The sequence below is a fragment of the Streptomyces sp. NPDC001858 genome (assembly GCF_053594615.1).
This window is the reverse complement of record NZ_JBSFEV010000004.1, coordinates 363,874-388,643: the sequence shown is the minus strand read 5'-3', so window position 1 is coordinate 388,643 and position 24,770 is coordinate 363,874. Positions and strand designations below refer to the sequence as shown.

Sequence of the window (24,770 nt, the reverse complement as noted above, 5' to 3'; positions counted from 1 at the left end):
CGAGGGCCGGAGGGCCCGCCAGGGCCGGAGGGCCCGCCAGGGCCGGAGGGCCCGCCAGGGCCGGAGGGCCCGCCAGGGCCGGAGGGCCCGCCAGGGCCGGAGGGCCCGCCAGGGCGCCGGGAGCACCCGGCCGTGCCGGTTGCTCCGCCGCCCGCACGGTTACTCCACCGTTCGGCCCGTCAGTGTGGTCAGGCTGTTGCGGACGTGGTCCATGTGGGCCTGGACGTCGTCCCAGCGCTCGCCGTGTTCCCGCAGCATCTGTTCCGTCTCCCGGGCGGCCTGCTCCTCGTGGGTGCGGGCCTCGGCCAGGATCTCGGCGGCACGCGCGTGTGCGGCCTCCTGGCCGCGGCGGGCCGACTCCTCGGCCTCGGCGAAGGCCTGCTTCGCCTCGGACAGCGCCGCCTCGGCCCGGGTCACCGAGCGGGCGTGCTGCGCGTCGAGGGCCGCGGCCCGTTCGGCCGCCTCGCGCTCCGCCGACGTCCACCGCTCGGCGTGCTCCTTGTCCTGCTCGGCGAGCATGCCGGTGGTGCGCTGGCGCACCTCGCGCAGGGCGGCCAGCGCCTCGCCGCGATACTCCTTCACCTCGCGGCGGGCCCCGACCCGGACCTCGTCGGCCTCGGCGCGCGCCGCGAGCAGCCGCTGACGGGCGCGTTCCTCGGCCTCCGCGCGGAGCGCGTCCGCCTCCTCCTGCGCCTCCCGGCGCACGCCGAGAGCACATGTCTCCGCCTGCGCGACCTGCTCTCGCGCATCACCCCGCGCGTTCTCGCACACGTCCGCCGCCTCCTCCAGCGCGAGCTGGAGAACGCGCCGTGCGCGCTCCCCCAGACACTCGTACGTCTGCGGCGCGAGCCGCGTCACGACCTCGCGCAACCGCTCGGCCTCCGCCTCCATCCGCTTGGCGAGGACGGTGAGCCGGGCGGCCCGCTCCCACGCGGCGTCCCGGTCGGCGCAGAGCGCGGCGGTGTACGCCTCGACCTGTTCAGGCCGGTAGCCGCGGCGGCGAACGGTCACGAACCCCGGCGGTGACACCGATGCGCTTGCGCTGCTCATCCTTGAAAACCCCTCGCCACCCGACGGACACGACATGATGATTTCGCGCATATCTTGATGGATCGGGTGTAAGTGTTCATAACGCGACACTCCGCGCGCAGGACACGGTCAGCTCAGAACAAGACCTGATCGCACCCTGAACGAACACAGAAACAAACACAGAGACGAACACAGGGGCGAACACAGGGGCGAACACAGAAAAGGGCCGGGCCCGGTCTTCCGACCCGGCCCGGCCCGCCCCTCACGCCTGAGCGACAGCTATCTCAGCGACCGCCCGTCACAGCAGCCCGTCCCACATCTGCTCCAGCAGCACCGACCACCAGCTCTCCGGCGAACCGAGCGCCGCCGGGTCGAGCGAGACCAACTGCGCCTGGAAGTCGACGGTCCAGCGCCCCGCCTGCTCCTGGTTCAGACCGAACCGCAGCCGCCACATCCGCCCCAGCAGCGCCAGACAGCGCGCGAACTCCGGCAGCCCCGTGTTCACGAACTGCGGCGGAACGGGCGCACCGCCCGGCCCCGCCTCCACCGGCACGGCGACGATGTTCGCCGTCCCGTACTGCACACAGATCGCCTTGCCGAAATCGCTGCCCATGACGAGGTACGACCCCGCGTCCGAAGCCGGCTGCACACCCCGCTCCGCCGCCAGCTCGGCCAACGTCGGCACCGGCCGCCCCGGCTGGGCCTGCGCCCAGAAGAACGGCCCCATGTCCGCAGGCAGACCCGCCACCACCAGCGTGTGCGCCACCACCGGCGGCACACCCTGCCGCGACACCGCCGCCTGCTCGAACCGGAACACCGACGGCCCGAACACCGCGGCCAGCTCCTGCGCGATCGCCTCCGGCGGAACCGGCGGCGCCGACTGCACCTGCGGCAACGGCGCCCGAACCGGAGCCGGACGCGCCGGCCCGTCCGCCACCTGATGCAACTCGCCCTGGTGCGCCAGCAACTGCTGCATGCCCTGCTGCCGGCTCGCGTGATCCGTGCCGTACGGCGCGATGCTCGTGATCCGCGCCTGCGGCCACTGCTCCCGGATCATCCGCGCACAGTACGCACCCGGCAGCTCACACGACTCCAGCTCCGTGTGCAGCTCCAGCACCTGGTCCGGCGGCACGTTCATCGCCCGCAGCTCATGGAAGATCTGCCACTCCGGATGCGGCGTCCCCGGCGCCGAACGCCGGATCAGCTGCTGCTCCGAGCCGTCCTGCGCCCGATAGCGCAACACGGCCTGATAGCCCGGGCCGACCGTCGGCAACCCCTGCTGCTGCGGATACCCGTACGCCGGCGGCTGCCCCGGCACGGGCCCACCCGGCGGCATCGGCGGCCGGGGAGCGCCCGGAGCCATCCCGGGCGCACCCGGGAAACCGGGAGCGCCGGGCACACCGGGAGCCTGCGGCGGCGGAGGTGCGCCCGGGCCGCCCGTCGGGGACCCGGCCAGCATCGTCTGCGCATGGTGGACGGCGCCCTGCGCGCCCCCCGCCGAGCCGTGCACGCCGTGCACGCCGGGCGCGCCAGGCCCGCCCGGGGCTCCCGGAACGCCAGGGACACCCGGCGCTTGGGGTGCACCAGGAGCGCCCGGCATCCCCGGAGCGCCCGGCGCGTGAGGCACACCAGGAGCGCTCGGAGCACCCGGAGCTCCCGGAGTTCCCGGAACACCCGGAGGCTGCGGCCCGCCGCCCGCACCCGGACCGGGCTCGGCGAACATCGTCGCGGCGTGGTGAACGCCCCCGGGAGGCATGCCCCCGGGCGGATTCGGCCCGCCAGGCGCACCCGGACCCGCCGAACCCCCCGGACCGGCCGGACCGGCCGGAGCACCCGACCCGTCGGGCCCCAGGGCCGACACAAGCTGCGTAGGCACGTAACCGCCCGCCGGAGTGCCCGGCGCCCCCGGCCCGGAAGGCGGCGGCGGAGGCGTACCGCCCGGCCGCGCGCCCGGAGTTCCCGGCGCACCCGGCGGAGGCGGCGGCACGGCCCCGCCCCCTCGGTTACGCCGCGGAGGCGGCGCGGCCTTGCTGGTCGCGGCATCGGCGATGTCCCCGGCGTTCGCCGCGAGCGGCCGCGCCGGCGCCCCCGGACCGGCCGCAGGCGCGGAAACAGCGGCACCCTGCGGATAGCCGTACGACGCCCCGACAGCCCCGGGCGGACCGACCGGACCGGACGGCGGCGAAGTCGGAGCAGGCGTGGGCGTCGGCGCCTGCGCGGGCGACGGCGCGGGCGGCGGAGTCGGCTGAGGCCGCGCCCCCTGCACAGCGGGCGCACCCGTCTCGTCGAGCACGGGCGCGACCGCGGTCGGCGGAAGCCGGCTGCCGCCGGACATCAGCGCCGTCTTGGCGTCCGGCGGCGACGTCGGCGGTCCCGACTCGTCGTCGGAGCCGCTCAGCGGCGGCGCGAACACCGTCGCGGGCAGCGGCACGGAACGGTCGTCACCGGAGTCGCCGTTGGTGTCCGTCCCCGCCCACGGGGTCGCCCCCAGCGGCACCGCGGGCGCGGCCGGCACCCCGCCCCGCGTCTCGGGCAACCCGCTCCCCGGCACCCCGGCCTGCGTCCGAGGCAGCGAAGGATCACCACCGGGCACGCCCCCACCGGCAGCGGAACCCACGCCCGAACCCGAACCCGCACCCACGCCCGAACCGGCACCCGTACGCGAACCTGCACCCGCACCCGCACCCGTACCGGCCGCGGCCGCCCCGTTCCCCGAAGCAGCCCCCGGCCGGCCCTCGATGCCCAACCGGTCCGCCGCCTCCTGCAACCACTCCGGCGGCGACAACAGGAACGACGTCTGATTCAGGTCCACCCGCGCCGCAGGCGCCGGCACCGCGTCGGCCGGGACGTCCGGACGGCCGTACTCCTCCTCGTACCGGCGGATCACCTCGCCCACCGGCACCGAAGGCCACAGCGTGGCCTCCCCGCTGTCCCGCGCGATCACCAGCCGCTGCGCACCGCCGTCCGACCGCGGCCCCTCCGCACGATCCTCGGCCCACACCACGAACCCGAGGCCGAACTCCCGCACCCGCACCTCACGATGCTGGTACGCCGGCACATCCCCGTTGATCCACTCTTCGGCGCGCTCCTGCGCCTGCGCGAACGTCACCATCGGTCAGCTCACTCCCCCGCGCCCGCGGACGACCCGGACGACACCGGAACCGACCGCGCGAAACCGCCGTCCACCATCAGATTCGCCACCGTCTCCAACTCCGGCGGATTACCGGCCAACCGCGACAGGAAGACGTCGAAATCCTCACCGCACGGCAGCAACAGCCGCTCCATGCGCTCGGCCGGCGACCAGCCCGGGTCCACGTCCCGTACATCGTCGTACGAGCAGAACCACACCGAACCGGTGCGCTCACCACGCACCTTCACCGCCAGCAGCCCGCCCTGCACGAACGCGACGCCCAGATAGTCCTTCGTCAGATGATCACGCAGGCATTTGTTCACATACACCAGATCGTTCACAGCGGCCTCGTCCCGCACCGTGAAGAACGGCTGGTCCACCAGCAGCCCCCGCTCCGCGACCAACGCCGCACCCACCGGCGCACAACCGCCCGCCGCCTTCACGAACGACCGATACGCGCCCGGCAACCGGTACCCGAGGTCCTCCTCGACCCCCTGCACCTGCTGCTCCGTCACCGCCACACCCGACTTCGGCAGCCCGAAATGCGCCGGACGCGTCTCCTGCAACGGCCGCGTCCCGCGCTTCGACTGATCCACCACAGCCGTCGACACCCCACCGTGATGCCGCAACAACGCCTTCACCTCGACCGGAACCAGCTCCAGCCGCCGCGAACCCACCACGTGATGCCACGTCCAGCCATGCGGAGTCGCCACCGCCGGCACCGTGTCCCACAACTCGTGACCCGTAGCCGCGAGCGCCGCGTTCGCCGACACGTAGTCCGTCAACCGCAACTCGTCCACGCCGAAACCCTCCGGCGGATCCGCGATCTCCGCGACCGCACGCGCGTACGGCGAGAAAACCGGGTAGCCCCGCTCGTCCACCCGCACGCCTCTCGGGTGCCGTGCCGCCCGGACCGGATCCGGGAAATGCACGACCTGCCCGGCGTAGGCCGCGTTCGGCGGCGCGGCCTGGTGCCCGAGCCGACTCGTCGTCATGGCGGTTGCCCCCTGCGGCACTCTGTACGGCCCGCAGCGGCCGGTTCCGCTTCCGGTCCCGACCCACCACGCCCGTATCGACTGTCTCCAACAATCTCCAACGCGCGTCAACCGCGCGCCCACGGTGCCGACAGCCTATGCGGTACGACGACGACGGTCACCGGGCCTCCGGTTCCGTGACCAGCCGTCACCCCGCCGTGACAGCCCGCCCAAACCCGGGCGTGTCGCACCGCCCCAGCTTCCGCACCCGCCACGCCGTTTGGCACCCTGTGACCTCCGGGGGATGCACGGGAGGGGAAAACGATCATGAACGCGACGCAGACGGGGCCACACACCGGCAGGTCCGACGGCCTGTACAACGCCCACCCGGGCGCCCACCACACAGGCGACCACCACGCCCACGCCACCGCAGAACACGGCACCACAGCCCACAGCACCGCAGAACACGGCACCGGCCGATCCGGCGACCCCCGCATCGGCTGGTCCACCGCCGAAGCCCCCCACACCCCCACCCTCCGCCACCGCCGCGACGGCATACTGCCCACCGTCGCCGCCGCCCTCTCCGTCCGCGGCGCCACCCTCACCGGCACCGCCGCCCGAGGCGACCAACCCCCGCCGCTGCACCCCCTCGTCCAGGACTTCCTCGACACCCTCGGCAGCGCCCAACGCGACCGCTTCACCGGCCGCTGCGCCGAAGCACTCCTCATCTCCCGCCACATCGCCGCCGCCGACGCCGACCGCAGCAGACGCGCCGCCCGCCGCCCCATGACCAACGGCGAAGCCCGCAAAACCCTCAAACAAGCCAAACTCACCACCCGCCGCATCCGAGAGGACGGCGACCCCCTCCACGGCAGCTTCGCCACCCCCTGCCGCGCCTGCACCGCCCTCAGCGACCACTTCGGCGTCCGCATCGTCGACCCGACCACCAACACCGACTGACCCGCACCACCCCAGGCACACAGCACCCCAGCCACACAGCGCCACACGCACGCAGCACGACGAACGAAGGGCAGATGCACACCGACCGCACCTCCTCCACGCGCTTCCCCGCACCCGTCGACGCCGCCCTGCGCGCCGCCGGCTGGCAACCCGGACGCTGGGACATCAAACAAGCCGAGATCTGGGCCGACACCCTCCGCGAACACACCTCACCCGCCGGCCACCGCCACGCCGTCTTCCCCGCCGCCGTCGAGGCATGGGCCGAATTCGGCGGACTCACCATCACCCCCACCGGCCCCGGCCGCCAGGTCGCCCCCACCACCGTCCACCTCGACCCCCTCCACGGCCTCCACATGGCCCGCACCCTCGCCGACCTCGGCCGCGCCCTCGACACCGACGTCGCCCCCCTCGGCACCGAGACCGACACCCACTCCCTCCTCGCCGTCGACGCCGAAGGCCGCGTCTACGCCCTCGACCACACCGGCGACTGGTACCTCGGCCCCGACATCGACCAAGCCCTCGGCGCCCTCACCTCCGGCATCGAACCCATACGCCTCACCGCAAGCTGAGCCACCCCCACCGCCCGCGTACAGGCCTCCTCCCCCACGGGACCGGGACCAGGACCCCCACACGCGCCGGCTACGACGCCGGAATCACCGCCGACACCCGAAAACCCCCCGCCTCCGTCGGCCCCGACACAAAAACCCCACCCAGCGCCAGCACCCGCTCCCGCATCCCCACCAAACCATTCCCCCCCGACGGCAACCCCGCCGACGACGCCGACCCCATCTCCGCCGGCGGCCCGTTCTCCACCTGCATCGCGATCTCCCCCACCCGATGCGCCAACCGCACCTGCGCCTTCGCCCCCGCCGCATGCTTGTGGACGTTCGTCAACGCCTCCTGCACCACCCGATACGCCGTCTGCTCGATCTCCGCCACATACGCCCGCACCTCACCGTCCACCGACAACTCCACCACCATCCCCGCAGCCGCCGACTGCCCCACCAACTCGTCCAGATCCGCCAGACAAGGCCCCTCACCCTCCTCCACCACCACCGCAGCCACCGCCGCGAGCGGCACCGTAGCCATCGCCGCCCGCTCCCGCGCACCACCACTGCGCAACACCCCGAGCATCTCCCGCAACTCCGTCAACGCCTGCCGCCCCATGTCCCCCACCAACACCGCATTCCGCACAGCCTTCTCAGGATCCTTCCGCGCAACCGCCTGCAACGCCGCCGCATGCACCACCATCAGACTCACCCGATGCGCGACCACGTCATGCATCTCCCGCGCGATCCGCGTCCGCTCCTCGCTGCGCGCCCACTCCGCACGCTCCTCCGCCCGCTCCGCGAGCAACTGCAGCTCCCGCTCCAGACTGTCCGCCCGCTCCCGCAAGCTCTCCATGAGCCGCCGCCGGGCGCCGACATACATCCCGAGCAGCAGCGGAGGCGCGGTCAGCCCCAACGACGTCGTGATCGCGGCAAACGGGACGAACCAGTCCCCCAGCGTCAAAGTCCCCCGGTTCATGCTCTGCCGCACCTGCACGAACGTCACGATCAACGTCCCCACCAGCTGCATCGCCGCCAACGACGCGATGATCCGCCGCGGCAGCTCCGACGCCGCCAGCGTGTACAGCCCGACGATGCCCATCAGGAACCCCATCTGGGCCGGCGTGATCGCGATCGCCACCAGTACCACAGCGATGGGCCACTGCCGCCGCACCACCAACACGGAACCGGCGACCAAACCGAACACGACCCCCGCCGCCACCGGCACCCCGGCGTCCCGCGCGAACTGAACCCCCTCCACCGCGCACTCCACGGCGGACACGAACCCCAGAGTCCAGTCGAACGCCGCGCTACGCCATCTGGCCCACCACAGCGGCCCTCCCCGGGCCGTCGTGTGCTCTTCCCCCGTCGTGGTCATGCCTCCAGCCTACGGGCGCGGGGCCCGCCTTTTCCGGCGACTTTCACCGACCGAATACCGCCGATATCACTCGAACTGGTGAACAAGGACCGTTCGACCGCGGAACCAAGCATTCCGCCCGGACGGTATGCGTATGACACATCCCCGTGGCAAGTACGCAGACTTCGAAACACTCCGCGACCAGGCGGTCGCACTGCGACGCCAGGGCTACAGCCTTCGGCAGATCCGCGACGAGCTTCAGGTCCACAACAAGGAGACGCTGCAGCGCCTCGTCGAGGGCGAGCCGCCCCCGGAATGGACAAAGCGCCCGCGAGCGAAGGACGACCTCCGGGAGAGGGCGCGGGAGCTACGCCGGCAGGGCTGGACGTACAACCGGATCCAGGCGGAACTGGGGTGCTCGAAGAGTTCGGTGTCGCTCTGGGTGCGAGATCTGCCCTCACCCGCGCGACCGCACCCCGATACGGGACCAGCCCGACGCGGCGCGCAACGCGCTGCCGAAAACCGCGCTGCGGCGCGAGCGGAGCTGCAGAGCAAGGCGTCCGCCGAGATCGGGGCAATCACCCCGCGCGAACTGTTCCTGGTCGGCATCGGGCTCTACTGGTCCGAGGGATCGAAAGCCAAGCCAGGGTCCAACCGGCGGGTCATCTTCGTGAACAGCGACGCCAACATGATCACGGTGTTCCTGGCCTGGCTCGACCTGCTCGGCGTGGAACCGGAGCGCCGACGCTTCTCCGTCAGCATTCACGAATCGGCCGACGTCCCAGGAGCCGAGGCCTACTGGGCGGACCAGGTCGGCATCAAGGTCGACGAGCTCCTGAAAACGAGCCTCAAGAAGCACAACCCCAAGACGAACCGCACCAATGTCGGCGAGGACTACCACGGTTGCCTTCGAGTGGCCGTACTCCAAAGCGCCGACCTACACCGTCGCATTGAGGGGGCCTGGTACGGCATAGTAGGGGCTGTCCGTCCGGACGATCTATCGAACCGGACATAAGGGCGATCCCGGGTCGTCTAAGGGCAGGACAGTGTCTTTTGGTGTCACTTATGGAGGTTCGAATCCTTCCCCGGGAGCCCAAGTGAAGGTGGGCCCTGACAGCACTGTCAGGGCCCACTCTCATGTCCCCCGAGAAACGCCCCGGTATCCTTCGGATGTCCCCACCTCTCCACAGCCGAAGGGCAACTTCCGTGAGCGCCAATCGCCCGGCAGCCGTCGTCGTACTCGCAGCGGGTGAGGGAACCCGTATGAAGTCGGCCATACCGAAGGTCCTGCACGAGATCTCCGGCCGCTCCCTCGTGGGTCATGTGCTGGCCGCAGCCGGCGAGTTGGACCCCGAGAACCTGGTCGTCGTCGTCGGGCACGCGCGGGAGAAGGTCACCGCGCATCTGAACGAGATCGACCCGCACGTCACCACCGCCGTGCAGGCGGAGCAGAACGGCACCGGGCACGCCGTCCGGATGGGGCTGGAGGCGCTCGGCGGGAGCGTGGACGGGACCGTGGTCGTCGTCTGCGGCGACACCCCCCTGCTCACCGGTGCGACCCTCGCGCAGCTCGCCGCCACGCACCACGGCGACGGGAACGCCGTCACCGTGCTGACCGCCGAGGTGCCGGACGCGACCGGGTACGGCCGGATCGTGCGGGACGGGGCGACGGGCGCCGTGACGGCGATCGTCGAGCACAAGGACGCGACCGACGCCGAGCGGGCGATCCGGGAGATCAACTCCGGGGTGTTCGCGTTCGACGGGCAGCTGCTGGCGGACGCGTTGAAGAAGGTGCGGACGGACAACAGCCAGGGTGAGGAGTACCTCACGGATGTGCTCGGCATCCTGCGTGAGGCCGGTCACCGCGTCGGCGCCTCGGTGGCGGGCGATCACCGTGAGATCGCCGGCATCAACAACCGGGTGCAGCTGAGCGAGGCCCGTCGGATTCTGAACGACCGGCTGCTGACCGCCGCGATGCTGTCGGGGGTGACGGTGATCGACCCGGCGACGACGTGGGTGGATGTCACGGTCACGTTCGAGCAGGACGCCGTCGTCCACCCGGGCACGCAGCTGCACGGCGCCACGCACCTCGGGGAGGGCGCGGAGGTGGGTCCCAACAGCCGGCTGAAGGACACGAAGGTCGGTGCGGGGGCCCGGGTCGACAACACGGTGTCGGACGGTGCGCAGATCGGTGCGCAGGCGACGGTCGGGCCGTACGCGTATCTGCGTCCGGGGACGCGGCTCGGCGCGAAGGGCAAGATCGGCACGTACGTGGAGACGAAGAACGCCGCGATCGGGGAGGGCACGAAGGTGCCGCATCTCTCGTATGTCGGTGACGCGACGATCGGTGAGTACACCAACATCGGTGCGGCGAGCGTGTTCGTGAACTACGACGGTCAGGACAAGCACCACACGACCGTCGGGTCGCATTGCCGGACGGGTTCGGACAATATGTTTGTGGCTCCTGTCACGGTCGGGGACGGCGCTTACACCGCTGCCGGGTCCGTGATCACCAAGGATGTGCCGCCCGGTTCGCTGGCCGTGGCCCGTGGTCAGCAGCGGAATATCGAGGGTTGGGTGGCTCGTAAGCGTCCGGGCAGTGCGGCGGCGAAGGCTGCCGAAACGGCCTCCGGCCAGGCGCAAAGCGAAGGCTGACCGAAAACAGGTGCGGCAGAGACGGCGTACCGTGATAAGTGCACACCCGCACCCCACCAGCTGAGACGGTTCTGTCGCGCCCAGCGGCGAGCGGTCGCTCGACACCCAGCTGAGACACCCTCTGAGGAGACAGTGCTGTGACCGGGATCAAGACGACCGGCGAGAAGAAGATGATGTTCTTCTCCGGCCGCGCCCACCCCGAGCTTGCCGAGGAGGTCGCCCACCAGCTGGGTGTCGGGGTCGTCCCGACGAAGGCCTTCGACTTCGCCAATGGTGAGATCTACGTTCGTTATCAGGAGTCGGCGCGTGGTGCCGACTGTTTCGTGATCCAGAGCCACACGGCTCCGATCAATCAGTGGATCATGGAGCAGTTGATCATGATCGATGCGCTGAAGCGGGCTTCGGCGCGTTCGATCACGGTGATCGTGCCGTTCTACGGTTATGCGCGGCAGGACAAGAAGCACCGTGGTCGTGAGCCGATCTCGGCGCGGCTGATCGCGGACCTGATGAAGACGGCGGGTGCGCACCGGATCCTGACCGTGGATCTGCACACGGATCAGATCCAGGGTTTCTTCGACGGTCCGGTGGATCATCTGTTCGCGTTGCCGCTGCTGGCGGACTACGTGGGTGCGAAGGTGGACCGGGAGAAGCTGACGGTCGTGTCGCCGGACGCGGGCCGGGTGCGGGTCGCCGACCGTTGGTGCGACCGGTTGGGCGCGCCGCTGGCGATCGTGCACAAGCGGCGTGACAAGGACGTGGCGAACCAGGTGACGGTCCACGAGGTGGTGGGCGAGGTCAAGGGTCGGGTCTGTGTCCTGGTGGACGACATGATCGACACGGGTGGCACGATCTGTGCCGCTGCGGATGCGTTGTTCGCGCATGGTGCGGAGGACGTGATCGTGACGGCGACGCACGGTGTGCTGTCGGGTCCGGCGGCGGATCGGCTGAAGGCGTCGCGGGTGAGCGAGTTCGTGTTCACGAACACGTTGCCCACCCCGGGTGAGCTGGAGGTGGACAAGATCACGGTGTTGTCGATCGCGCCGACGATCGCGAACGCGGTGCGTGAGGTGTTCGAGGACGGTTCGGTGACGAGCCTGTTCGACGAGCAGTGACGGGATCGTCCCATGACGGCCGTCCGGTGACGGTCGTCGTCATGGTTCTCGTCTAGATCGATTTCCGGTACGGCCTTCCCGCTGCGTAAACTGCCACAGTTGCTCGGCGAGGGAGGCCGTACACGTGTGTGTACGGCGGTCCGTTATCGACGCGCTCTTCGTAGCAGGCCGATGGTTTGGCCGGGTGACCACCTTTCCCCCGTTCTACGAGGAGTGAACAATGGCTGAGGTCAAGCTCGCCGCCGAGACCCGTACCGAGTTCGGCAAGGGCGCTGCCCGTCGTATCCGTCGTGACAGCAAGGTTCCCGCGGTGGTGTACGGCCACGGTGTCGACCCGCTGCACATCACGCTGCCGGGTCACGAGCTGCAGCTCGCCCTGCGCACGCCGAACGTGCTGATCAGCCTGGAGATCGAGGGCAAGTCCCAGCTGGCGATCCCGAAGGCCGTGCAGCGCGACGCGATCAAGGGCTTCCTGGACCACGTCGACCTGCTTCTGGTGAAGCGCGGCGAGAAGGTCAACGTCGAGGTCTACGTCCACACCGAGGGTGAGCTGGCCCCGGGTGCGTACCTGCTGGAGCACGTGCTCAGCACGCTGACGGTCGAGGCCGAGGCCACGCACATCCCCGAGTCGGTCACGGTCTCCATCGCGGGTCTGGAGGCCGGCGCCTCCATCCTGGCCAAGGACATCCCGCTGCCCAAGGGCACCACGCTGGCGATCGACGAGGACGCGGTCGTCCTTCAGGTTCTGGCCGCTCAGGCGGAGGAGGCTCCGGCCGAGTCCGAGGCCGAGACCACCGAGGCCTGATTTTCCGGCACCTCAAGTTCCGTCGGCCGCCGCTTCCTCCGGGAGGCGGCGGCTTGCGTGCAGTCAAGGAGAGATGGACGTGACGACCGATGCCAACGAGCCCTGGCTGATCGTGGGCCTGGGCAATCCCGGCCCGGAGTACGCGATGAACCGGCACAACGTGGGTTTCATGGTGGCCGATCTGCTGGCGGAGCGGATGGGCGGCAGGTTCAAGCGGGCGGGGAAGGCGCAGGCGCAGGTCGTCGAGGGGCGGATCGGTCCGCCGGGGGCGGGGAGTCGGCGGGTGGTGCTGGCGAAGCCGATGTCGTTCATGAACCTGTCGGGTGGTCCGGTGAACGCGTTGCGGGAGTTCTACAAGGTGCCGGTGGCGAACATCGTGGCGGTGCATGACGAGCTGGACATCGATTACGGGGTGCTGCGGTTGAAGCTGGGCGGTGGGGACAACGGGCACAACGGTCTGAAGTCGATGACGAAGGCGATGGGTGCGGAGTATCACCGGGTGCGGTTCGGGATCGGGCGGCCGCCGGGTCGGATGCAGGTGGCGGATTTCGTGCTGAAGGACTTCGCTGCGGCGGAGCGCAAGGAGTTGGACTACTTCGTGGACCGGGCGGCGGATGCGGCGGAGGCGTTGGTGCTGGAGGGGTTGGAGCGGGCGCAAAGCACGTACAACTCCTGATTTGTCCGGCTCGGGGCCCGGCTGAGGTTGACGGGTCGTTCGGGCATGGCCAATGATCCCGGCCATGCCTGCGACTGCTGTCCGTTCCCATCGCCGTCGGGTGACTTCCCGGAAGGGCTCGGCGTCGGTCGTCGTGTTGCGTTATGGGCGGCTTGCGGCGATGGGTGCGTTGGCGGTGCTGATTCTGGTCGCCGGGGTGTGGGGTTCGTGGGGTGCGGCGCAGCACGTGATGCTGACGAAGGGGCGGGAGCGGGGCACGGTCGAGGTGACGCGGTGCGGTGCGCGGGTGTGTACGGGGCCGTATGCGCCGTTGTCGGCGGGGTCCACGGCACGCGCGCGTGTGGAGATCGAGAAGTCGGTGGCGGTGCGGAAGGGGCGGACGTACACGGTGGTGCTGAAGCCGGGCGGCGTGGAGGCGGTGCGGTCGGGGCCGGCGGGGGTGCTGTACGCGTGGGTGCCGTTCGGTGGTGCGTTGTTGTTGGCGTCGGTGGTGGTGGCGGGTGGTCTGGGCCGGGTGCGGTGGGGGTGGGTGTTGGCGGGGTCGGGGGTGGCGTTGTTGACGGCGGCGTTCGTGGCGATCTGAGGGCGGGGACGGCGAAGGGCGCCTCCGGGTTCTTTCGAGCTCGGGGGCGCCCTTCGTGGTGGGTGTGTGCGGGTCAGCCGGTGTTGCGCAGGCCTGCCGCGACGCCGTTGACGGTGAGGAGGAGGGCGCGGGCGAGGAGGGGGTCGGGTTCGGCGCCGGCGGCGGCTGCGTCGCGTTGGCGCTTGAGGAGGGTGACCTGGAGGTAGGAGATGGGGTCGAGGTAGGCGTCGCGGATGGTGAAGGTCTGCTTGAGGACGGGGGTGGCGTCGAGCAGGTCCTTCTCGCGGGTGATCTTGAGGACTTCGGCGACGGTGAGGGCGTGTTCGGCCTTGATCGCGTCGAAGACGTGCTTGAGGTGGTCGGGGACGAGGGTGTCGACGTAGTGCTGGGCGATCCGCAGGTCGGTCTTGGCGAGGGTCATCTCGACGTTGGAGATGAAGTTGCGGAAGAAGTGCCACTGGCTGTGCATCTCGTCGAGGACGGTGGCGCCTTCCTGGCGCAGGCCGGCTTCGCGCAGTGCCTTGAGGCCGGAGCCGACGCCGTACCAGCCGGGGACGATCTGGCGGGACTGGGTCCAGCCGAAGACCCAGGGGATGGCGCGCAGTCCGTCGAGTGAGACGCCCGAGCCGGGGCGGCGGGAGGGTCGCGAGCCCAGGTGCAGGTCGGCGAGCTGGTCGACCGGTGTGGAGGCGAGGAAGTACGTCGGCAGGTCGGGGTCCTCGACCAGTTCGCGGTAGGCGGCGTGTGCCGCGTCCGATACGACGTCCATGGCGGCGTCCCAGCGGGCGAGGGCGTCGTCGGACTGGCGGGGTGCGGTGTGCAGGGCGGAGGCCTGGAGGGTGGCGGCGACGGTGAGTTCCAGGTTTTCCCTGGCGAGGGAGGGGATGAGGTACTTGTCGGAGATGACCTCGCCCTGTTCGGTGACCTTGATCTCGCCTTCGAGGGTGCCCCAGGGCTGGGCGAGGATGGCGTCGTGGGAGGGGCCGCCGCCGCGGCCGACGGTGCCGCCGCGGCCGTGGAAGAGGCGCAGGCGTACGCCGTAGCGGTGGGCGACGTCGCGCAGGCGGCGCTGGGCGCGGTGGATCTCCCATTGGCTGGTGGTGATGCCGCCGAACTTGGAGGAGTCGGAGTAGCCGAGCATGACTTCCTGGACGTCGCCGCGCAGCGCGACGAGGCGCCGGTAGGACGGGTCGGAGAGCATGTCTTCGAGGATGGTGTCGGCGGCCTTGAGCTCGTCGGTGGTCTCCAGGAGCGGGACGATGCCGATCTTGGCCCAGCCGGCGTGGAGGTCGATGAGTCCGGCTTCGCGGGCGAGGACGGCTGCGGCGAAGACGTCGTCGGCGCCCTGGCACATGGAGATGATGTAGGACTCGATGACTTCGGGTCCGAAGACGGCGAGGGCTCGCTTGATGGTGCCGAAGACGCCGAGGGTCTTCTCGCCGGCGGCGTCGACGGGTGCGGGGGTGGGGGCGAGCGGCCTGCGGGAGCGGAGTTCCTTGGCGAGGAGCTTGGTGCGGTAGTCGCGGGGCATGTCGGCGTAGCGCCAGGACTCTTCACCGAGGCGGTCGAACAGTTGACCGAGGGCGTGGTGGTGGGCGTCGGCGTGTTCGCGGACGTCCATGGTGGCGAGCTGGAGGCCGAAGGCGGCGAGGGTGCGGATGGTGCGGTTCATCCGGCCGTCGGCGAAGAGGCCGCCGCGGTGTTCGCGCAGGGAGGTCTGGATGAGCGTGAGGTCGGCCAGCAGCTGGCTGGTGCCGAGGTAGTCGCGGCCGGGTTCGTGCGGGGTGCCCTTGGCGAGGCGCTGCTTGGTGTTCTCGAGCTTCTGCCGGATGCAGGTGGCCTTGAGGCGGTAGGGCTCTTCGGCGTTGAGGCGCTTGTAGCGGGGGCTGATCTCGGGGAGTCGTTCGAGGTCGCCGTCGAGGGAGGCCAGGAGTTCGTCGGTCGCGCCGGAGTAGCGGATGGAGTTGGAGAGGAAGCCGCGCAGCTCGTCGATGGTCTCGAGGGCGTCGTTGATGCCGTGTTCGTGCTGGAGGATGAGGACGTCCCAGGTCACCTGGGGGGTGACGTTGGGGTTGCCGTCGCGGTCGCCGCCGATCCAGGTGCCGAAGGTGAGGGGGCGGGTGTCCTCGGGGAGCTGTACGCCGACGCGCTCCAGTTCGGCGGTGAGGTCCTCCAGGACGTCTCCGACGGCGCCCGCGTGGAGTTCGTCGAGGTAGTAGATGGCGTTGCGGGCCTCGTCGGCGGGTTCGGGACGCACGACGCGGAGTTCGTCCGTCTGCCATACGAGGTCGATGTTCTCCGCCAGACGGGTGTCGTAGCGGCGGCGGTCGGAGGCGATGACCGGGGTCTCCAGGAGCGCGGCGATGCGCCGGAGCTTGTTGAGTACCGACCGGCGTGCGGCTTCGGTGGGGTGGGCCGTGAACACGGGGCGGACGTTGAGGTGGCGGACCGTCTGCTGGACGTGTTCGGGGTCGGCGTCCTTGAGGCGGTCGGCGGTGCGGGCGAGGAGCCCGCCTTCGGCGGCGCGGCGCTCGCGCAGTTCGCGGCCGCGGTGCACCTGTTCGGTGACGTTGGCCAGGTGGAAGTAGGTGGAGAAGGCGCGGACCAGCTTGGCCGCGGTCTCCGGTTCGATGCCGCGCAGCAGTTCGGCGGCGGCTTCGCCGTCCTCTCGGGTCAGGCGGCGGACCTTCTCGACGAGGTCGAGGAGTTCGGGGCCTTCCTGCCGGACCAGGGTCTCGCCCAGAAGGTCACCCAGTCGGCGGATGTCGGCGCGCAGCTCGGGGCTGGTCGTCGTGGTGGCCTGGCCATGGTCGTCGGCACTGCTCACAGGTGCGGCTCCTTGCAGTGTTGAAGCTCGTCCGGGAGGGAACTAAACAGAGCGGACCGCGCTGTCCGACCGTCTCCAAGGATAGGTGTCCGGGGAGACGCGCAGGTTGGCGGGCTCTTGCCGCCGGGCAGTGCACTGCCATACTTACGATGCCGTAGGTTACGGAACCGTAGGAACCTGCGGGAAGCCGTACGAGGTCGTACGAGCCGACTTCTCCTCGTGTTCGCCGCGACCCGGCAAACTGACACAAAACCCTCGAACCCCACAGGGGACGCCCCATGACCTCGAGCTCCGACGTGATCGACGATGTCCCGCAGCGAGCCGACGGCTCTGCACTTCCCCCCGCGACGCTCGGCGGCGAACGCAAAGGTTCGCTGGAGCAGCTCGCCCTTCTGTTGTTCATCGTCGTCCCGTTCCTGGCCCTGCTGGCGGCGGTGCCGCTGGCCTGGGGATGGGGTGTGAGCTGGCTGGACATCGGCCTGCTGGTGCTCATGTACTACGTGGGCTGTCACGGTGTCACGATCGGTTACCACCGGTATTTCACCCATGGCTCGTTCAAGGCGAAGCGTCCGTTGCGGATCGCGCTGGCGGTCATGGGGTCGCTGGCGGTGGAGGGTCCGCTGGTGCGCTGGGTGGCGGACCATCGCAAGCACCACAAGTTCTCGGACGCGGAGGGCGACCCGCACTCGCCGTGGCGGTACGGGGAGACGGTTCCGGCGCTGATGAAGGGCCTGTGGTGGGCGCATATCGGCTGGATGTTCGACGAGGAGCGGACTCCGCAGGAGAAGTACGCGCCGGATCTGATCAAGGACGGCGCGATCCGGGTGATCTCGCGGCAGTTCATCCTGTTCACGGTGGTGTCGCTGGCCATTCCGCCGCTGGTGGGCGGGCTGGTGACGATGTCGTGGTGGGGTGCGTTCACGGCGTTCTTCTGGGGTTCGCTGGTACGGGTGGCGTTGCTGCATCACGTGACGTGGTCGATCAACTCCATCTGTCATGCGGTGGGCAAGCGTCCGTTCAAATCGCGGGACCGGTCCGGGAACGTCTGGTGGCTGGCGGTCCTGTCGTGCGGGGAGTCCTGGCACAACCTGCACCACGCGGATCCGACGTCGGCGCGGCACGGTGTGGAGCGCGGTCAGCTGGACTCGTCGGCGCGGTTCATCCGCTGGTTCGAGATGCTCGGGTGGGCGTACGACGTGCGCTGGCCGTCACGCTCGCGTATCGATTCGCGTCGTAACACGGGTGAGGACGGCTCCCGGCAGGGGAAGGCGACCGCCGAGACGGCATGATTGACGGCGTGGCGACCGATCCCAGCAGTACCTCCAGTCCCAGCGGTGAAGCGAAGCCGCGGCGCGCGCGACGTACCCGGATGACGGGGGCGGAGCGCCGGCAGCAGCTGCTGGAGATCGGGCGCACCCTGTTCGCGGCGAAGGGTTTCGAGGGCACGTCGGTGGAGGAGATCGCGGCGAAGGCCGGGGTGTCCAAGCCGGTGGTGTACGAGCACTTCGGCGGCAAGGAGGGGCTGTACGCGGTGGTGGTGGACCGGGAGATGCGCCGTCTGCTGGACATGGTCACGTCGTCGTTGACGGCGGGCCATCCCCGCGAGCTGCTCGAACAGGCGGCCTTCGCACTCCTGGACTACATCGAGGAGTACACGGACGGCTTCCGCATCCTGGTCCGCGACTCCCCCATCCCGCAGTCGACGGGTTCCTTCGCCTCGCTGATCTCGGACATCGCCACCCAGGTGGAGGACATCCTGGGCCGTGAGTTCAAGAACCGCGGTTTCGACCCGAAGCTGGCCCCGCTGTACGCCCAGGCTCTGGTCGGGATGGTGGCGCTGACGGGTCAGTGGTGGCTGGACGTGCGCCGTCCGCGGAAGGCGGAGGTCGCCGCCCATCTGGTGAACCTCTCCTGGCACGGTCTGGACGGCCTGGAGGCGAAGCCGCATCTGATAGGGCGCAGGAAGAGCTGACTCACGCGCCCTTCCCTGTCACCCGATCACGCGCTTCCTGGCCACCGCGAAGAGGCGGCGGAACGGCAGGACCGTGCCGTGCTCGGTGCTCGGGTAGGCCTCGCGGAGCAGGTCGCGGTAGGCGGTGAGGAAGGCGTCGCGGGCTTCGGGGTCGTCCGCGAGGGCGTCGAGGACGGGGCGCAGTCCGGTGCCCTTGACCCAGTCGAGGACGGGGTCCTCGCCGGTCAGGACGTGGAAGTACGTGGTGGTCCAGACGTCGGGGGTGCAGCCGAGGCGGGCCAGGCGGTCGAGGTAGACGGCGGGCGCGTGGACGGAGGTCCGGCGGCGCAGCACGTCGCCGAGCCGGCTCTTCCAGCGGGGCGCGTCGCCGAGTTCTCGCATCAGGGCGTGCAGGGGCGCGTCGATGTTGTGGGGGACCTGGAAGGCGAGGACGCCGCCGGGGGCGAGGCCGTCCAGCCAGTCGGGGAAGGCGTCGAGGTGGCCGGGGACCCACTGGAGGGCGGCGTTGGAGACGATCAGGTCGTAGGTCTGCGCCGTCTGCGCGGGCGTCCAGGTGGTCAGGTCGGCGTAGGCGAAGTCGAGGTGTGCGCGGGCGTGCGCGGCGGCGTCGGCGAGCATCCGGGGCGAGTTGTCGTAGCCGGTGATGCGGGCGGTGGGCCAGCGGTCGGCGAGGCGGGCGGTGACGTTGCCGGGGCCGCAGCCGAGGTCGGCGATGCGGGGCGGGTCGCCGGGCAGGGCGGGGACGCGGGCGAGGAGGTCGGCGAAGGGGCGGGCGCGGTGGTCGGCGTGCCGCAGGTACTGGGCGGGGTCCCAGGAGGGGTTGGTCGTCATGTGTCCCCACTTTCCCCCTCCACATCTCTCGACGTCAAGAGACTTGATATCAAGAGACTTCACATCGACACAACCACTACACTGATCGTCATGGAGGACGAGGTCGATCGGCTGGTCGCAGCGTGGCGCCGGGAGCGCCCGGACCTCGACGTGGAGCCGCTGGAAGTGCTGAGCCGGGTGAGCAGACTGGCCCGGCATCTGGACCGGGCACGTCGGCTGGCGTTCGCGGAGCATCAGCTGGAGCCCTGGGAGTTCGACGTCCTGACGGCGCTTCGGCGCGCGGGCGGCCCCTACCAGCTGTCGCCGGGGCAGTTGCTGACGCAGACGCTGGTGACGTCGGGCACGATGACGAACCGGATCGACCGGCTCACGAAGAAGGGCCTGGTGGAGCGGCTGCCGGACCCCAACGACCGGCGCGGTGTGCTGGTGCGGCTCACGGACGACGGCAAGGACCGCGCCGATCAGGCGCTCGCCGGACTGCTCGACCAGGAGCGGGCGATCCTGGCCGAGCTCTCCAGCGTCCAGCGCGGCGACCTGGCCGGCCTCCTACGCCAACTGACCGCCCCGTTCGACAACATCCCCGGCTAGATCCACCGGCCCCACGCCTGCGCGGCGGGCGAGGGCGACTGCGGCGAGGGTGGAGTGGACGCCCAGTTTGCCGAGGACGTTCTGCATATGGGTGCGGACGGTGTGCGGTGAGAGGAACAGCCGGTCGGCGACGGCCTTGCGGCCGAGCCCGGCGACCATGCAGCGCAGCACCTCGCGCTCGCGCGGCGTGAGGGACTCCACCAGCCGCTCGCTCTCGGTGCGGTGCTTGCGCGCGGCCGTCAGCTCCCGCAGGACGCCCGTGAGCAGGGCCGGAGGCAGATGGGTCTCCTCGCGCAACACCCCGCGGATGACGGTCAGCAGCCGGGACAGCGAGCAGTCCTTGGCCACCCAGCCGGACGCCCCGGCCTGCAGGGCGAGGGCCGCGCGGCGCGGGTCGTCCTTCTCGGCGAGGACGACCGTGCGGACATGGGGCTGGCTGCCGCGGACGCCGGCGACCAGCGAGATCCCGTCGACGAGGCCGTTCTCCCTCACCTCCTGCACGGGCACGGCCGGTCGTATGTCGGGCAGGCTGCCGCCCAGGTCGGCGTCGACCAGCAGCACGTCGTAGCGGCGGCCCTCGGCGACCGCGCGCTCCAGGCTGCGCAGTGCCGCGGGGCCGCTGCCGGCCGCGGACACGTCGACGTCGGGCTCGGCCGCCAGCGCCGCGGCGAGCGACTCGGCGAAGATACGGTGGTCGTCGACGACCAGAACTCGGATGCGAACCACGAAACCCCCTCCCCCAAGCTCCTTGACAGAGCAGGGGATACCCCAAGGTCCGGAGATGGAGAACGGCGACCGGCGCGGGTACGACGCCCGGAGGGGGCGCCATGACCGCACGGCCGCCGCCGTGCAGAGACTGCTACCCCCACCGCGGGCGTCGTACCCGACTGTCTCGCCCCCTGATCAGCACCGGCCCCCACCGATGCTGCTCATCAGCGTAGGGCCGCCGGCTGACAGCGGAAGGAAAATTGCAGAACTGGTTGGCCAGCGCGTTTATGGTGTGCCGCATGTTTCGTCTTGAGACAGAAGTCGACAGGACTCGACGCGATCTTCTTCGTTCGCGGCTCCTGGCCACCAACACGGAGGCGTCGCCGGTCCTGCGGGCCCTGCGCGGCACCCCCGCCGAACGCGAACACCCGCTGCACGTCTGGGCCTCGGACCGGGCGGGCGAGCTGGCCGGGGGCCTGGTGGGGCACACCTGGACGACCTGGCTGCACGTCACCTATCTGTGGGTCGACGCCCGCCACCGGGGCGCGGGCCTCGGCGCCCGCCTGCTCGCGCGGGCCGAGCGCGTCGCCCGCGAGGAACGGGGCTGCGACCGCGTCCGCCTGGAGACCTGGGACTTCCAGGCGCCGGAGTTCTACCGGCGGCAGGGCTACGACGTCGTGTGCGTCATCGAGGACTATCCGCCGGGCCTCACGGAGTACACGCTGACGAAGCGGCTGGGCTGAGCCGCTCCGTCAGCTGCACGTACTCGGGAACGCTCAGCTCACCCGGCGTGCGCCCGCCGCGGGCACCGCCTCGAACACCCGCGGGGCCTTGAGGCCGGCCGCGGCGAACGCGTCCTCGACCGCCTTGGTGACGGTCTCCACGTCGGACTCCTCGACCAGCACGATCGCCGAGCCGCCGAAGCCGCCGCCGGTCATCCGCGCGCCGAGGGCGCCGCCGCTAAGAGCGGTGTCGACGACCAGGTCCAGCTCGGCGCAGGAGACCCGGAAGTCGTCCCGCAGGGAGGCATGGCCCTCGGTCAGGATCGGGCCGACGGCGCGGGTGTCGCCACCCGCCTCCAGCAGGGAGACGACGCGCTCGACGCGCTGGTCCTCGGTCACCACGTGCCGCACCAGACGGCGGACCTCCTCCTCGTCGCCGAGCCGGGCCAGGGCCGCGTCCAGGTCGCCGTAGGGGATGTCCCGCAGGGCGTCCACGCCGAGCAGCGCGGCGCCCTTCTCGCAGCCCGCGCGGCGCTTGCCGTACTCGCCGCCGCTGTGCGCGTGCGTGACCTGGGTGTCGACGACCAGCAGGCGCAGGCCCTCGGCGGCCAGGTCCAGGGGGATCTGCTTCTGGGACAGGTCGCGGGTGTCGAGGAACAGCGCGTGGCCGGCCTCGCAGCACGCGGACGCCGTCTGGTCCATGATCCCGGTGGGCGCGCCGACATACACGTTCTCGGCGCGCTGGCACAGCCGGGCGAGCTGCCAGCGCTGGAGCCCGAGCTCGTACAGGTCGTTGAGCGCGAGCGCCACGACGACCTCCAGGGCCGCCGAGGACGACAGGCCCGCGCCCGACGGGACCGTCGAGGCGAGGTGGACGTCGGCCCCGGTGATCTCGTGGCCGGCCTCGCGCAGCGCCCACACCACACCGGCCGGGTACGCCGTCCAGCTCTTGTCGGAGCCGGGCGTCAGCTCGTCGAGCCGCAGTTCGACGACGCCGGCGTCGAGGTCGGCCGAGTGCAGCCGCAGCACGCCGTCCGTGCGCCGGGAGACGGCCGCGACGTTGGTGTGCGGCAGCGCGAAGGGCATCACGAAGCCGTCGTTGTAGTCGGTGTGCTCGCCGATGAGGTTGACGCGGCCGGGGGCCGCCCAGACGCCCTCGGGCTGCGTGCCGTAGAGCGCGACGAAGCCGTCGCGCACGTCGTGTGCCCCCATTTACCGCTCCCTTGCGATGTGCTGCGCGAACTCCCACGCGTCCGCGACGATACCCGCGAGATCCGCGCGGGACGGGTTCCAGCCGAGCCGCTCACGGGCGGTGACGGCGGAGGCCACCAGGGTGGCGGGGTCGCCGGCCCGGCGCGGCGCGGCCACCTCGGGGATCGGGTGCCCGGTGACCTGGCGGACGGTCTCGACGACCTCGCGCACGGAGAAGCCGTTGCCGTTGCCGAGGTTGCAGATGAGGTGCTCGCCGGGCTGTGCGGCGGCGACGGCGAGCAGGTGCGCCTCGGCGAGGTCGGCGACGTGGATGTAGTCGCGGATGCAGGTGCCGTCCGGGGTCGGGTAGTCGTCGCCGAAGACGGAGACGGCCTCGCGGCGGCCCTGCGCGACCTGGAGGACGAGCGGGATGAGGTGCGACTCGGGGTCGTGCCGCTCGCCCTGCGCGCCGTACGCGCCGGCCACGTTGAAGTAGCGCAGCGAGACGGCGCCGAGCCCGTGGGCGGCGGCCTCGCCGGAGATCATGTGGTCGACGGCGAGCTTGGATGCGCCGTAGGGGTTCGTGGGCCGGGTCGGCGCGCTCTCGACGATCGGGACCTGCTCGGGCTCGCCGTAGGTCGCCGCCGTGGACGAGAAGACCAGCTTGCGCACGCCCGCCTCGCGCATGGCGCCGAGCAGCGCCATGGTGCCGCCGACGTTGTTGTCCCAGTACTTCTCCGGCTTGACGACGGACTCGCCGACCTGCGAGAACGCGGCGAAGTGGAGCACGGCGTCGAAGGAGGCGTCGAGGTGCTTGGCGGCGTCGCGGATGTCGCCCTCGATGAAGGCGGCGTCCGCGGGCACGCCCTCGCGGAAGCCGGTGGAGAGGTTGTCCAGGACGACGACCTCGTGCCCCGCCTCCAGCAGATGCTGGGCGACGACGCTGCCGACGTATCCGGCGCCGCCGGTGACCAGGTACTTCCCGCTGCTGCTGCCGCTGCTCATGAACTCGCTACCTCTCGCAGTCGCTCGGCCGCGCGCTCCGGCGGCACGTCGTTGATGAAGACGTTCATGCCCGATTCGGAGCCCGCGAGGAACTTCAGCTTGCCGGAAGTACGGCGGATGGTGAAAAGCTCGAGGTGCAGCGCGAAGTCGTCGCGGTTGACGCCCTCGAACTCCTCCAGCGCGCCGAACGGCGCCTGGTGCCAGGCGGCGATGTACGGCGTGGGGGGCTCACCTTCCCCGAAGATCCGGTCGAAGCGCCTCAAGAGTTCCAGATACACCTGGGGGAACTCTGTGCGCGCGTCCTCGTCGAGCCCGAGCAGGTCGGGGACCCGCTTCTTCGGGTAGAGGTGCACCTCGTAGGGCCAGTGCGCCGCGTACGGCACGAACGCGACCCAGTGCTCACCCTCCAGGACGACGCGTTCGTCGGCGAGTTCCCGTTCCAGGACGGCGTCGAAGAGGTTCTCCCCGCCGGTCGCCTCTTTGTGCGCCGCCGCCGAACGCAGCATCAGCGCGGTGCGGGGCGTGGTGAACGGGTAGGCGTAGATCTGCCCGTGCGGGTGACCCAGCGTCACACCGATCTCGGCGCCGCGGTTCTCGAAGCAGAACACCTGTTCCACGGAGGGCAGATGCGACAGCTCGGACGTCCGGTCCGTCCACGCCTCCAGGACGAGTCGCGCCTGCTCCTCGGTGAGGTCTGCGAAGGACGCGTTGTGGTCGGAGGTGAAGCAGACCACCTCGCAGCGCCCGGAGTCGCCGGCCAGGGAGGGGAAACGATTCTCGAACACGACGGCGTCGTAGGACGAGTCCGGGATCTCGCTGAGCCGGTCGCCCTGCGAGGGGCACAGCGGGCACTCGTCGGCCGGCGGGTGGTAGGTCCGCCCCTGCCGGTGCGAGGCGATGGCGACGGAATCGCCGAGCAGCGGGTCGCGCCGTACCTCCGAAGTGGTGACGGTGCGGTCCAGCGGGCGCTTGTCCACCGCGTCGCGCACGGTGTCGTCCCGCAGGTCGTAGTAGATCAGCTCACGACCGTCGGCGAGTCGGGTCGAGGTCTTCTTCACCGCGGAACTCCATCCGTACACCAAGCGAAGCGTCAAACA

General features: G+C 70.7%; 22 protein-coding genes and 1 tRNA gene. 13 read left to right on the top strand and 10 right to left on the bottom strand.

All coding sequences use genetic code 11. The features are described 5' to 3' along the window. Window positions 1-159 precede the first annotated feature (159 nt). The 3 genes from ACWCPF_RS08435 to ACWCPF_RS08425 all read right to left on the bottom strand — a co-directional run bounded on the left by ACWCPF_RS08435 (window position 160) and on the right by ACWCPF_RS08425 (window position 5,154). Entirely contained in the window at window positions 160-1,050 is an 891-nt protein-coding gene (locus ACWCPF_RS08435; protein ID WP_451044184.1) for a cellulose-binding protein, read from the bottom strand. Between the two features lie 277 nt (window positions 1,051-1,327). Then, entirely contained in the window at window positions 1,328-4,141 is a 2,814-nt protein-coding gene (locus tag ACWCPF_RS08430) for an SUKH-4 family immunity protein (protein ID WP_451044183.1), read from the bottom strand. A gap of 8 nt (window positions 4,142-4,149) precedes the next feature. After that, complete coding sequence (locus ACWCPF_RS08425; RefSeq protein ID WP_451044243.1) at window positions 4,150-5,154, bottom strand: SMI1/KNR4 family protein; 1,005 nt, start codon at window positions 5,152-5,154, stop codon at window positions 4,150-4,152. Window positions 5,155-5,460: 306 nt separating this feature from the next. Here ACWCPF_RS08425 and ACWCPF_RS08420 point away from each other — a divergent pair, with 306 nt between their 5' ends. Beyond that, window positions 5,461-6,093, top strand: a complete 633-nt coding sequence (locus tag ACWCPF_RS08420; protein ID WP_451044182.1) for a YwqJ-related putative deaminase — start codon at window positions 5,461-5,463, stop codon at window positions 6,091-6,093. A gap of 74 nt (window positions 6,094-6,167) precedes the next feature. Then, window positions 6,168-6,662 carry an SUKH-3 domain-containing protein gene (locus tag ACWCPF_RS08415; RefSeq protein WP_451044181.1) on the top strand — a complete coding sequence of 165 codons (495 nt, stop codon included), beginning with the start codon at window positions 6,168-6,170 and terminating at the stop codon, window positions 6,660-6,662. A 70-nt stretch (window positions 6,663-6,732) separates the two neighbouring features. On the opposite strand, the gene ACWCPF_RS08410 is transcribed toward ACWCPF_RS08415, so the two are convergent. Next, window positions 6,733-8,019, bottom strand: a complete 1,287-nt coding sequence (locus ACWCPF_RS08410; protein ID WP_451044180.1) for a sensor histidine kinase — start codon at window positions 8,017-8,019, stop codon at window positions 6,733-6,735. A gap of 133 nt (window positions 8,020-8,152) precedes the next feature. On the opposite strand from ACWCPF_RS08410, the gene ACWCPF_RS08405 reads away from it, so the two are divergent. The 7 genes from ACWCPF_RS08405 (at window position 8,153) to ACWCPF_RS08375 (ending at window position 13,829) form a co-directional block, all read left to right on the top strand. Beyond that, window positions 8,153-9,013, top strand: a complete 861-nt coding sequence (locus ACWCPF_RS08405) for a hypothetical protein (protein WP_451044179.1) — start codon at window positions 8,153-8,155, stop codon at window positions 9,011-9,013. A gap of 6 nt (window positions 9,014-9,019) precedes the next feature. Beyond that, window positions 9,020-9,090, top strand: a tRNA-Gln gene (locus tag ACWCPF_RS08400). Between the two features lie 114 nt (window positions 9,091-9,204). Continuing rightward, the gene (gene glmU, locus ACWCPF_RS08395; RefSeq protein WP_451044178.1) at window positions 9,205-10,653 is read left to right on the top strand and encodes a bifunctional UDP-N-acetylglucosamine diphosphorylase/glucosamine-1-phosphate N-acetyltransferase GlmU; all 1,449 of its coding nucleotides are present in this window, start codon (window positions 9,205-9,207) and stop codon (window positions 10,651-10,653) included. A gap of 137 nt (window positions 10,654-10,790) precedes the next feature. Then, window positions 10,791-11,765 (top strand): ribose-phosphate diphosphokinase, encoded by a 975-nt coding sequence (locus tag ACWCPF_RS08390; protein WP_451044177.1) that lies wholly within the window; start codon window positions 10,791-10,793, stop codon window positions 11,763-11,765. Window positions 11,766-11,985: 220 nt separating this feature from the next. Next, a complete protein-coding gene (locus ACWCPF_RS08385; RefSeq protein ID WP_451044176.1) occupies window positions 11,986-12,570 on the top strand; it encodes a 50S ribosomal protein L25/general stress protein Ctc in 585 nt (194 codons plus the stop codon). Between the two features lie 73 nt (window positions 12,571-12,643). Continuing rightward, a complete protein-coding gene (gene pth, locus ACWCPF_RS08380) occupies window positions 12,644-13,246 on the top strand; it encodes an aminoacyl-tRNA hydrolase (RefSeq protein ID WP_451044175.1) in 603 nt (200 codons plus the stop codon). A gap of 52 nt (window positions 13,247-13,298) precedes the next feature. Further along, window positions 13,299-13,829, top strand: coding sequence for a hypothetical protein (locus tag ACWCPF_RS08375; RefSeq protein WP_451044174.1), 531 nt, complete (start codon window positions 13,299-13,301; stop codon window positions 13,827-13,829). A gap of 73 nt (window positions 13,830-13,902) precedes the next feature. On the opposite strand, the gene ppc is transcribed toward ACWCPF_RS08375, so the two are convergent. Beyond that, window positions 13,903-16,656 carry a phosphoenolpyruvate carboxylase gene (ppc, locus tag ACWCPF_RS08370; protein ID WP_451044173.1) on the bottom strand — a complete coding sequence of 918 codons (2,754 nt, stop codon included), beginning with the start codon at window positions 16,654-16,656 and terminating at the stop codon, window positions 13,903-13,905. A gap of 278 nt (window positions 16,657-16,934) precedes the next feature. Between ppc and ACWCPF_RS08365 the strand changes: the two genes are divergently transcribed. Then, window positions 16,935-17,945 carry an acyl-CoA desaturase gene (locus ACWCPF_RS08365; RefSeq protein WP_451044172.1) on the top strand — a complete coding sequence of 337 codons (1,011 nt, stop codon included), beginning with the start codon at window positions 16,935-16,937 and terminating at the stop codon, window positions 17,943-17,945. Continuing rightward, window positions 17,942-18,628, top strand: coding sequence for a TetR family transcriptional regulator (locus ACWCPF_RS08360; protein ID WP_451044171.1), 687 nt, complete (start codon window positions 17,942-17,944; stop codon window positions 18,626-18,628). Before ACWCPF_RS08365 ends, ACWCPF_RS08360 begins: the two co-directional genes overlap by 4 nt. 18 nt (window positions 18,629-18,646) lie before the next feature. On the opposite strand, the gene ACWCPF_RS08355 is transcribed toward ACWCPF_RS08360, so the two are convergent. Next, a complete protein-coding gene (locus tag ACWCPF_RS08355; RefSeq protein WP_451044170.1) occupies window positions 18,647-19,459 on the bottom strand; it encodes a trans-aconitate 2-methyltransferase in 813 nt (270 codons plus the stop codon). 90 nt (window positions 19,460-19,549) lie between these two features. On the opposite strand from ACWCPF_RS08355, the gene ACWCPF_RS08350 reads away from it, so the two are divergent. After that, window positions 19,550-20,047: a MarR family winged helix-turn-helix transcriptional regulator gene (locus ACWCPF_RS08350; protein WP_451044169.1), complete on the top strand. Its 498-nt coding sequence runs from the start codon at window positions 19,550-19,552 to the stop codon at window positions 20,045-20,047. On the opposite strand, the gene ACWCPF_RS08345 is transcribed toward ACWCPF_RS08350, so the two are convergent. Beyond that, window positions 20,006-20,773, bottom strand: a complete 768-nt coding sequence (locus ACWCPF_RS08345) for a LuxR C-terminal-related transcriptional regulator (protein ID WP_451044168.1) — start codon at window positions 20,771-20,773, stop codon at window positions 20,006-20,008. The two genes, ACWCPF_RS08350 and ACWCPF_RS08345, sit on opposite strands and share 42 nt — an antisense overlap. Window positions 20,774-21,042: 269 nt before the next feature. Here ACWCPF_RS08345 and ACWCPF_RS08340 point away from each other — a divergent pair, with 269 nt between their 5' ends. Next, window positions 21,043-21,498: a GNAT family N-acetyltransferase gene (locus tag ACWCPF_RS08340; RefSeq protein ID WP_451044242.1), complete on the top strand. Its 456-nt coding sequence runs from the start codon at window positions 21,043-21,045 to the stop codon at window positions 21,496-21,498. A 33-nt stretch (window positions 21,499-21,531) separates the two neighbouring features. On the opposite strand, the gene galK is transcribed toward ACWCPF_RS08340, so the two are convergent. The 3 genes from galK to galT are packed head-to-tail and all read right to left on the bottom strand — an operon-like array spanning window position 21,532 to window position 24,731. Then, complete coding sequence (gene galK / locus ACWCPF_RS08335) at window positions 21,532-22,689, bottom strand: galactokinase (RefSeq protein ID WP_451044167.1); 1,158 nt, start codon at window positions 22,687-22,689, stop codon at window positions 21,532-21,534. Next, window positions 22,690-23,673, bottom strand: a complete 984-nt coding sequence (gene galE / locus ACWCPF_RS08330) for a UDP-glucose 4-epimerase GalE (RefSeq protein WP_451044166.1) — start codon at window positions 23,671-23,673, stop codon at window positions 22,690-22,692. Then, window positions 23,670-24,731 carry a galactose-1-phosphate uridylyltransferase gene (gene galT / locus ACWCPF_RS08325; protein ID WP_451044165.1) on the bottom strand — a complete coding sequence of 354 codons (1,062 nt, stop codon included), beginning with the start codon at window positions 24,729-24,731 and terminating at the stop codon, window positions 23,670-23,672. The genes galE and galT overlap by 4 nt, the downstream gene beginning before the upstream one ends. Between the last annotated feature and the right edge of the window lie 39 nt (window positions 24,732-24,770).

Excerpts from the sequence above, each read along its gene's own strand:
- ACWCPF_RS08435 (WP_451044184.1), bottom strand. The coding sequence starts at position 1,050 with ATGAGCAGCGCAAGCGCATCGGTGTCACCGCCGGGGTTCGTGACCGTT.
- galK (WP_451044167.1), bottom strand. The coding sequence starts at position 22,689 with ATGGGGGCACACGACGTGCGCGACGGCTTCGTCGCGCTCTACGGCACG.
- ACWCPF_RS08340 (WP_451044242.1), top strand. The coding sequence starts at position 21,043 with ATGGTGTGCCGCATGTTTCGTCTTGAGACAGAAGTCGACAGGACTCGA.
- ACWCPF_RS08385 (WP_451044176.1), top strand. The coding sequence starts at position 11,986 with ATGGCTGAGGTCAAGCTCGCCGCCGAGACCCGTACCGAGTTCGGCAAG.
- ACWCPF_RS08410 (WP_451044180.1), bottom strand. The coding sequence starts at position 8,019 with ATGACCACGACGGGGGAAGAGCACACGACGGCCCGGGGAGGGCCGCTG.
- ACWCPF_RS08350 (WP_451044169.1), top strand. The coding sequence starts at position 19,550 with ATGGAGGACGAGGTCGATCGGCTGGTCGCAGCGTGGCGCCGGGAGCGC.
- ACWCPF_RS08430 (WP_451044183.1), bottom strand. The coding sequence starts at position 4,141 with ATGGTGACGTTCGCGCAGGCGCAGGAGCGCGCCGAAGAGTGGATCAAC.
- ACWCPF_RS08405 (WP_451044179.1), top strand. The coding sequence starts at position 8,153 with ATGACACATCCCCGTGGCAAGTACGCAGACTTCGAAACACTCCGCGAC.
- galE (WP_451044166.1), bottom strand. The coding sequence starts at position 23,673 with ATGAGCAGCGGCAGCAGCAGCGGGAAGTACCTGGTCACCGGCGGCGCC.
- ACWCPF_RS08375 (WP_451044174.1), top strand. The coding sequence starts at position 13,299 with ATGATCCCGGCCATGCCTGCGACTGCTGTCCGTTCCCATCGCCGTCGG.
- ACWCPF_RS08360 (WP_451044171.1), top strand. The coding sequence starts at position 17,942 with ATGATTGACGGCGTGGCGACCGATCCCAGCAGTACCTCCAGTCCCAGC.
- ACWCPF_RS08365 (WP_451044172.1), top strand. The coding sequence starts at position 16,935 with ATGACCTCGAGCTCCGACGTGATCGACGATGTCCCGCAGCGAGCCGAC.
- ACWCPF_RS08355 (WP_451044170.1), bottom strand. The coding sequence starts at position 19,459 with ATGACGACCAACCCCTCCTGGGACCCCGCCCAGTACCTGCGGCACGCC.
- ACWCPF_RS08420 (WP_451044182.1), top strand. The coding sequence starts at position 5,461 with ATGAACGCGACGCAGACGGGGCCACACACCGGCAGGTCCGACGGCCTG.
- ACWCPF_RS08415 (WP_451044181.1), top strand. The coding sequence starts at position 6,168 with ATGCACACCGACCGCACCTCCTCCACGCGCTTCCCCGCACCCGTCGAC.
- pth (WP_451044175.1), top strand. The coding sequence starts at position 12,644 with ATGGACGTGACGACCGATGCCAACGAGCCCTGGCTGATCGTGGGCCTG.
- ACWCPF_RS08425 (WP_451044243.1), bottom strand. The coding sequence starts at position 5,154 with ATGACGACGAGTCGGCTCGGGCACCAGGCCGCGCCGCCGAACGCGGCC.